The sequence below is a fragment of the Streptococcus sp. SCPM-O-B-15294 (M123) genome (assembly GCF_058200455.1).
Genome location: NZ_JBYQGU010000028.1, coordinates 1 through 1247 on the forward strand (window position 1 = coordinate 1; position 1247 = coordinate 1247).

General features: G+C 40.2%; 1 protein-coding gene. It reads left to right on the forward strand.

Annotation, left to right across the window (positions count from 1 at the left end; genetic code table 11):
• Window positions 1-78: 78 nt before the first annotated feature.
• Window positions 79-1208 (forward strand): IS3 family transposase gene (locus AC3E8G_RS10200; protein WP_490677649.1). Its coding sequence is split into 2 segments (ribosomal slippage): window positions 79-343 and window positions 343-1208, totalling 1131 coding nucleotides; the frame shifts between segments, so codons are not numbered across the junction.
• The last annotated feature ends 39 nt before the right edge of the window (window positions 1209-1247 follow it).

The following is a 1247-nucleotide window of genomic DNA, read 5'->3' on the forward strand; positions in this document are numbered from 1 at the left end:
GGCACTGCACCCATAAAATGAGACACAAGAAAACACTCCTGTTGAAATCTGGTAAACTAGAAACAGGAGTGTTTTGTTATGGTCAAAAAAGCATATTCGGTAGAAACTAAGCTAGCCTGTATCGAAATGAAGAAGGCAGGTAAATCAAATAAGGTTATCATGGATACCCTCGGTATCAAAAATGCTAGTCAGGTCAAGACCTGGTGGCGTTGGTATCTGAATGATGAATTGTACCGTTTCCACCAACCTGTGGGGAAACAATATACTTATGGTAAAGGAATGAAACAATTATCTGAAGTAGAACAGTTACGTTTGCAGGTAGAATTACTAAAAAAGTATCAGAGCTTGGTAAGAAAATCGAAAAAGTAAGTCTTATCAAGCTAGCGGAAGAGTATAAGAAAACGTGCCCTGTATCTATTATTTTAGAGTGTTTCGGCGTCAAACGCTCCACCTTTTATCGCTGGAAACAGGAGTGTAAGAATTCTCAGAAAAGAGACGAGATAGCAGATAAAATCGAACAACTCTGTATGGCAAATCGCTTTATTTACGGCTATCGAACCATCACTCGCTTACTAAAGAAAGTTTATAACCTCGTCGTTAATCGCAAGAAGGTCTATCGTATCATGAAGGAAAAGGGCTGCCTTTGCCGTGTCCGTCCCAAGAAGGGACCTAAATTAGGGAAGCCTTACCATGTAACAGACAATAAGCTGGATCGTGATTTTCAGGCAGACAAGCCTATGGAGAAGCTTGTCACAGACATCACCTACCTCTACTTTGGAAACTGTAGACTTTATCTATCTTCGATCATGGATCTCTATAATCGTGAAATAGTAGCTTATACCATCTCCGAGTGCCAAGATACGGACTTTGTGCTCGACACACTTCATCAACTTGAGCTACCTCAAGGAGCACTTTTACACAGCGACCAGGGATCTGTCTACACCTCAAAAGCCTACTATCAGGCTTGTACAGAAAAAGGCATCACCCGCTCTATGTCCCGAAAAGGAACACCAGCAGATAATGCCTGTATCGAATGGTTTCATTCCGTCCTAAAGTCTGAAACCTTCTATCTCCATAATTGGAGAAACTTAACTAAAGATAGTATAACAGATATTGTTAAAAATTACATCATATTTTATAATGAAACTAGAATTCAACAGAGATTAAATGACCAGTCTCCTGTAGATTACAGAAAACTGGTCGCATAAGAGGGTTTTTCTCTTGTCCCATTATTGGGGTGCAGTGCC